The 6,879-nt window shown below is 45.1% G+C and carries 7 protein-coding genes; 1 reads left to right on the top strand and 6 read right to left on the bottom strand.

Annotation, left to right across the window (positions count from 1 at the left end; translation table 11 throughout):
* Positions 1-70: 70 nt before the first annotated feature.
* From proS to metN, 6 genes are all read right to left on the bottom strand, one after another.
* Positions 71-1,792 carry a proline--tRNA ligase gene (proS, locus tag GVI43_RS05535; RefSeq protein WP_159565853.1) on the bottom strand — a complete coding sequence of 574 codons (1,722 nt, stop codon included), beginning with the start codon at positions 1,790-1,792 and terminating at the stop codon, positions 71-73.
* 169 nt (positions 1,793-1,961) lie between these two features.
* On the bottom strand, positions 1,962-2,669 hold the full coding sequence (gene tsaA, locus GVI43_RS05540) for a tRNA (N6-threonylcarbamoyladenosine(37)-N6)-methyltransferase TrmO (protein WP_159565854.1): 708 nt from the start codon (positions 2,667-2,669) through the stop codon (positions 1,962-1,964).
* The gene (gene rcsF, locus GVI43_RS05545; protein ID WP_159565855.1) at positions 2,670-3,011 is read right to left on the bottom strand and encodes an Rcs stress response system protein RcsF; all 342 of its coding nucleotides are present in this window, start codon (positions 3,009-3,011) and stop codon (positions 2,670-2,672) included.
* 196 nt (positions 3,012-3,207) lie between these two features.
* Entirely contained in the window at positions 3,208-4,023 is an 816-nt protein-coding gene (locus tag GVI43_RS05550) for a MetQ/NlpA family lipoprotein (protein ID WP_159565856.1), read from the bottom strand.
* Positions 4,024-4,082: 59 nt separating this feature from the next.
* Entirely contained in the window at positions 4,083-4,736 is a 654-nt protein-coding gene (locus GVI43_RS05555; RefSeq protein ID WP_159565857.1) for a methionine ABC transporter permease MetI, read from the bottom strand.
* Complete coding sequence (gene metN / locus GVI43_RS05560; RefSeq protein ID WP_159565858.1) at positions 4,729-5,760, bottom strand: methionine ABC transporter ATP-binding protein MetN; 1,032 nt, start codon at positions 5,758-5,760, stop codon at positions 4,729-4,731. Before metN ends, GVI43_RS05555 begins: the two co-directional genes overlap by 8 nt.
* A gap of 215 nt (positions 5,761-5,975) precedes the next feature.
* Between metN and gmhB the strand changes: the two genes are divergently transcribed.
* On the top strand, positions 5,976-6,545 hold the full coding sequence (gmhB, locus tag GVI43_RS05565; RefSeq protein ID WP_159565859.1) for a D-glycero-beta-D-manno-heptose 1,7-bisphosphate 7-phosphatase: 570 nt from the start codon (positions 5,976-5,978) through the stop codon (positions 6,543-6,545).
* Positions 6,546-6,879 lie beyond the last annotated feature (334 nt).

The raw sequence follows: 6,879 nt of genomic DNA on the forward strand, positions 1-6,879 counted from the left end.
GCTTGAATACTCAATACCTGAAATAGAAAACCCCGCGATTGCAGGGTTTTCTGTATTAAGCGCACTAGCTCTACGCGCGGCCTAACTGCGATAGTAAGAAAGAGACAATTTCATCGGTTTTGATCATCTCTTTATCTGCATTACGGCGATATTTGTATTCCATTTCGTCATTATCCAGATTACGATCACCGATCACCACCGTATGCGGAATACCAATTAGTTCCATATCGGCAAACATTACACCCGGGCGTTCTTTGCGGTCATCAAACAAAACCTCAACGCCTTTTGAGCGCAAGGTTTGATAAAGTTGCTCGGCAACTTCCTGAACGCGGAAAGATTTGTGCATGTTCATTGGTACGATAACCACTTCGAACGGCGCTATAGCATCAGGCCAAATAATTCCACGATCGTCGTAGCTTTGCTCAATAGATGCAGCAACTATGCGCGAAACGCCAATTCCATAACAGCCCATGGTCATAACCTGATTGCGGCCGTCTTCGCCCTGAACGGTTGCTTTCATTGCTTCTGAGTATTTAGTCCCTAGCTGGAAAATATGACCAACTTCAATGCCACGCTTAATGAGCAGAGTACCTTTGCCGTCCGGGCTTGGATCGCCTTTAACCACGTTACGGATATCCGCTATTGACGGTAAAGGAAGATCGCGTTCCCAGTTAATGCCAAAGTAGTGCTTATTATCAACGTTAGCGCCGGCGCCAAAATCGCTCATAACCGCCACAGAGCGGTCACTTATCACGGGAACCTGTAGATTAACTGGACCTAATGAACCTGGCCCTGCGCCAATGGCTTCACGAATTTCTTCTTCAGTCGCGAAGGTCAGCGGGCTGGCAATCTGCGGTAAGTTCTGAGCTTTAACTTCGTTCAGCTCATGATCGCCGCGTATTAACAGTGCAATAAGCTTATGGCCCGTTTCTTCTGTGGCATGAACTAGCAGAGTTTTAACGGTCTTCTCAATTGGCAAATTAAACTGTTCGACCAGCTCTGCAATGGTTTTTGCGTTAGGGGTATCAACTAGTCGAAGCTCTTCAGCGGCAGCGGCGGGTACTTTGGTTGATGTCATAGCTTCAGCCAGTTCGATGTTAGCCGCATAGTCAGAGTCGGTTGAGAATACGATGTCATCTTCACCGCTCTCAGCCAGCGCTTGAAACTCATGAGAAGAACTGCCACCGATAGAGCCGGTGTCGGCCAATACTGGACGGAAATCTAGGCCAATCCGAGTAAAGATTTTGCTATAGGCTTCATACATTTTATCGTAAGTTTGTTGAAGAGACTCTTGATTGGTATGAAATGAGTAGGCATCTTTCATGATGAATTCACGTGCGCGCATTACGCCGAAACGAGGGCGAACTTCATCACGGAATTTAGTCTGAATCTGATAGAAGTTCAGCGGTAGCTGCTTATAGGAGCTAATTTCGTTGCGAACTAAATCAGTGATCACTTCTTCATGAGTTGGACCCAGAACAAAAGGGCGCTCACCACGGTCAATGAAGCGTAAGAGCTCTGGGCCATATTGTTCCCAACGGCCACTTTCTACCCATAAATCAGCGGGTTGAACTACCGGCATTGACACTTCCATTGCTCCGGCATTGTCCATCTCTTCACGGACGATTTTAGCAACTTTATTTAAAACCCGCAGGCCGGTCGGTAACCAGGTATACAAACCTGAGGCCAGTTTACGGATCATACCGGCACGGAGCATTAGCTGGTGGCTAATCACTTCAGCATCGGCCGGTGTTTCTTTCAGAGTTGAGAGCAAATATTGACTAGTACGCATGATATGGAGCTTCCATTTTAACTGCTGATAACTGTGGCTTCACGCTATTGGCGGACGAGCGGGATAGAATCAACGCTGGTAAGGCCAAAAAAGGGGGTTACGCCTAATTTTATAAAGTGGCTTAGTGTATCAGCGACAACACCAAGCCAAAAGAGAGGATCGGCAATTTCTAGCGTTTATCGATAGCAATAACGCAAGTTTGTCTATTTTCAACCTGCCAGCGGACGTTAAAGTCGGATAAGTGAACGGCAAATTCTCGGGTTTGCTGCTCGCCTTTCCGGTAGGCAGGGCGGGGATCCTGAGCTAAAACCTGAGTGATAAACGGGCGCAGCCGTGGATATTGTTTCTCGTACTGACGTAACTGGCATTCGGCTTCAGGAGAAAAGTTAACCGGCATCTCGGCTAATGGCGCATTTTGTGCAAAACCGGCACGAGCGTCAGGAAGGCTTTCGGCAAAGGGCAGGTAAGGTTTGATGTCGAGAACGGGGGTTCCGTCGACTAAATCCAGACTTCCTAATTCGAGTATGACTTCGGCCCCTTGCTGTCGGATGCCTTTTAGCTCTATCAGTGACATACCTATTGGGTTAGGCCGAAACGTCGAGCGCGTTGCAAATACGCCCATTCGGGCATTTCCACCTAACCGCGGCGGGCGAACCGTGGGCCGCCAGCCGCCGTTTTGGGTTTGATGAAAAACAAACACCACCCAGATATGGCTAAACTGTTCCAAACCACGCACGGCCTGCGCTTGGTTATAAGGTGGTAACAGGCGTAATTCTCCGCCACCGTCAGCGACTAGCCCCGGCTGGCGGGGAACCGCAAATTTCTCTTTGTAGGGAGAATGAATAATGCCAATCGGTTCAAGGTGTAATGCTGTCATTTAGAATGTGACGTTTAGTGCTGTACCTTCACATATTGCCGCCCGATAGCAGCCAGGTACATTTGTCATTAGCTCACAGCGGTTGAGTAATACGGCGTTAGCCTTTTGAAATGCGGCGCGTTTCTGCATGCTTAGCGTTGCGGCAGGAATACTCGGTGGGGCGTCCTGAGCGCTGAACTGACAAGAATCACCGGAAACCTGACCTAACTCTTTAAATGCTGTACCGGAAAGTTCAGCTTCAGTTCGATATAACTTCACTGATTCTAATTCAGAATCTGATGTGCCCGATTGGGCGCAGCCACCTAGAAAAAGTGCAAACAGACAAAGGCTAAGGATTCGCATGGTATACCTTTTAATAAAATAGTGTTGTGCGTGGACGCGTAATTGGCAGCGTAATTTTTTGAACGAAAATATTTTTTAAGTATAAAGAAAAATTATGGCAGGGGTTAACTATAAATAGAACCGTAGAAAAAGGCAGATAATTGCTATCTGCCTTTTGAGTCAATGAGGAATAATCACTTACGTTATCAGTAAGGCATTACCAGCCTTTAACAGCGCCGCCTTTAAACTCTTGGTCTGCCGCTTTGAATACTTCGTCAGACTGGTATGCCTGAACAAACTTCTTCACGTTTTCAGAGTCTTTATTATCTGCACGGGCCACGATGATATTTACGTAAGGAGAATCTTTATCTTCAACGAAAATGCCGTCTTTAGTTGGTGTCAGGCCAATCTGGCTTGAGTAAGCGGTATTAATAATTGCTAATGTCACCTGATTGTCATCTAAAGAACGCGGTAACTGCGGGGCTTCCAGTTCAATAATTTTCAGCTTCTTAGGATTTTCAACGACGTCAAGAATGGTAGGCATCAGGCCAACGCCGTCTTTTAGCTTAATCAAACCTTGTTTTTGTAGTAGTAATAGCGAACGACCAAGGTTGGTTGGATCGTTTGGCAGCGCGATTTGGGCGCCATCCTGTAATTCATTTAGGTTTTTAATCTTCTTTGAATAGGCAGCAATCGGATAAACGAAAGTATTGCCAACAACCGCCAGATTATAGCCACGATCTTTGATTTGCTGATCTAAATATGGTTTGTGCTGGAATGCATTGACGTCGATATCACCTTTGCTTAAGGCTTCATTAGGCAATACATAGTCATTAAATGAAACGAGCTCAACGTCCAGACCGTATTTGTCTTTAGCGACCTGTTTCGCGACTTCGGCAACTTTTAATTCAGCTCCGACAATTACGCCTACTTTAATATGGTTTGGTTTTTTTTCTTCCTGACCACAGCCCGCCAGAGCGAGAGAACCAATAAGAACACCGACAGCGGCAAACGTTTTTAACTTAAATGACATATTATTTCTCTCTATTATCAGTAAGCTGCAAGCAGCATTATTAATTATTATCAGAACCGTTATTTATGGGTAACGGATTTGACGATACGGTCACCACAGAACTGAATTAAATAAACCAATACGACCAACAGTATAAGTACGGCATTCATTACCGTTGCGTTATATCCGGTATAGCCATATTGATAGCCTAGCTGACCCAAGCCACCTGCGCCAACGGCACCGCCCATTGCAGAATAGCCAACCAGAGTGATTAACGTAATCGTTGCGCTGTTGATTAAGCCAGGCAAAGACTCTGGTAGTAACACTTTATAGACAATTTGCATCGGCGTTGCGCCCATAGCCCGTGCGGCTTCAACCAGCCCGGTTGGAATTTCTAGTAGGGTATTTTCAACCATTCTTGCAATAAATGGGGCTGCCCCGATACTCAATGGAACCAATGCAGCCTGTAATCCAATAGATGTACCGACGATCATTCGGGTAAAAGGTATCATCCAGACAATCAAAATAATGAAGGGGATTGACCTGAAAATATTAATAACGGCAGATAACCCCCGATAGGCGGCCGGATTTTCAAGGATTTGCCCCGGTCTGGTAACATAAAGAAGCACGCCGGCAGGAAGGCCGATTACAAAACCAAAAAAGCCGGATACAAAGGTCATTACGATGGTTTCCCACGTGCCTTTTACCATCAGCCAAATCATTGCCTCAGACATAACCTAATACCTCAACTTTTACATGGTGTTCTTGGAGAAACTGAATAGCTGCAACGGTCTCTTCATGGGTTCCGTGGATTTCAGTTAACATGACACCAAATTTTACGCCGCCGGCGTAATCCATCTGGGCACTGATAATGTTGTTATTAATGTTGTAACGACGAGATACTTCAGACAGTAGAGGCGCATCGACTGACTGGCCGGTGAATTCTAAGCGCAAAAGCGGATGAGTATTCTCTTGCTGTTCTGGGGCCAATCTATTGGAGTAGTCTTCAGGAATATCCAGATGAAGCGTTGCCTGAATAAACTGCTGGGCCAACGGCGTTTTAGGATGAGAAAACATCGCACTTACGCTATCTTGCTCGATTAATTTTCCATTGCTTATCACTGCAACCTGATCGCAGATGCGTTTTACAACATCCATCTCATGAGTAATTAATAGAATGGTTAATCCTAAACGACGGTTGATATCCTTTAATAGCTCAAGAATTGAACGCGTTGTTGCCGGGTCTAACGCGCTGGTGGCTTCATCACATAATAAAACTTTTGGGTTGTTAGCCAACGCACGAGCAATAGCTACTCGCTGTTTTTGACCTCCGGACAAATTAGCCGGGTAGGCATCATGCTTATCGCTTAGCCCGACTAATTCGAGTAACTCTTTAACACGGCGATTTCTATCTTCAAGCGCTACGCCGCCTAATTCTAATGGAAGCGCGACGTTGCCAAATACGGTACGGCAAGACAGTAGATTGAAGTGTTGAAATATCATTCCCATCTGGCGACGGGCCTGAGTTAATTGATTAGCGGGAAGGGCGGTTAAATCTTGGTTATCGACTAAAACTTGCCCTGAGGTTGGGCGCTCTAATAGGTTTACGCAGCGGATAAGCGTACTTTTTCCTGCACCAGAAGCGCCGATAACACCGTAAATTTGTCCAGCAGGAACATGGAGCGTCACGTCAGAAAGCGCCGTGATTATCTGGTTCTTTTGCTGGAATAATTTTGTAATATTCTGAAGTTTAATCATTATTTTCTTATGCTACTGCGTTTATAACGATAACTTTCTATTGAAAATAATCGCTGATATCAATAAATAGAACTTAGCACATACTAAGTGATTGGATGGATGCTAAGGCGTCTAGACGTCCAAGTCAATCGGATTTTGGATCTATCGAAACGTTATCTCTATGGGTAGAATGATGAGATACTATGAAATATTCAGCAGCCATCAGGAGTAAATACGTGGCGAATCTAATACCAGCAATCTTTATCGACCGGGACGGTACCATTAATATCGACCATGACTATGTTCATGAAATAGATCGGTTCCAGTTTATCGATGGCGTCATTGACGCCTGTATTGAATTAAAAACGATGGGTTTTGCCTTGGTGCTTGTGACGAATCAGTCCGGTATTGCTCGTGGCAAATTTACTGAAGCTCAGTTTACAACGCTGACTGAATGGATGGACTGGTCTTTAGCCGATCGCGGCGTGGATTTAGACGGTATCTATTATTGTCCTCATCATCCAGAAGGGAGCATAGCTGGTTTTTCTCAAGTATGTGAGTGCCGCAAGCCTAAAGCCGGTATGTTTTTGTCAGCAAAAGAAGATTTACATATTGATATGGCTGCTTCTTATATGGTTGGTGACAAACTAGAGGATATGCAAGCTGCGTCTAATGCTGGCGTAGGCCATAAGGTTCTGGTTAGAACGGGAAAACCGATAACCGATGAAGCTGAAGCCTTAGCTGACAAAGTATTAGATAGTCTGGCCGCATTGCCTAATGTTATTAAGTCTGGCGTATTTGGCTAATCTGCTTATGCAATATATTGGTTAAATAAAATAGTTTTATTTAACCCTTGCTATTCATTTGAATAATCCTATAATGCGCCTCCACTGACACGGCAAACCGCCGTTCAGCACGAGGCGTTCAGGCAAAAATCTCAGATTTAATCCTTGACTCTCCGGCGGGTTAGCGTATTATTCGCAGCCCGTGTTGCAGGAAGTTTCTTCCCCGCAACACCGCTCTTTAACAATTTATCAGACAATCTGTGTGGGCACTCACAAGACGGTATCATAGCCACTCCGGTGGCAAAAACTATACCAAGTCTTAAAGAGTGACCAAGCAGTAATTCATTTGTAATTT

Origin of the sequence: Budvicia diplopodorum (assembly GCF_009800925.1) — a bacterium.
Taxonomy (GTDB): Bacteria; Pseudomonadota; Gammaproteobacteria; order Enterobacterales; family Enterobacteriaceae; genus Budvicia; species Budvicia diplopodorum.

Bases quoted from the DNA above. Each gene is read 5' to 3' on its own strand.
- GVI43_RS05550 (WP_159565856.1), bottom strand. From the start codon at position 4,023: ATGTCATTTAAGTTAAAAACGTTTGCCGCTGTCGGTGTTCTTATTGGT.
- rcsF (WP_159565855.1), bottom strand. From the start codon at position 3,011: ATGCGAATCCTTAGCCTTTGTCTGTTTGCACTTTTTCTAGGTGGCTGC.
- tsaA (WP_159565854.1), bottom strand. From the start codon at position 2,669: ATGACAGCATTACACCTTGAACCGATTGGCATTATTCATTCTCCCTAC.
- proS (WP_159565853.1), bottom strand. From the start codon at position 1,792: ATGCGTACTAGTCAATATTTGCTCTCAACTCTGAAAGAAACACCGGCC.
- metN (WP_159565858.1), bottom strand. From the start codon at position 5,760: ATGATTAAACTTCAGAATATTACAAAATTATTCCAGCAAAAGAACCAG.
- GVI43_RS05555 (WP_159565857.1), bottom strand. From the start codon at position 4,736: ATGTCTGAGGCAATGATTTGGCTGATGGTAAAAGGCACGTGGGAAACC.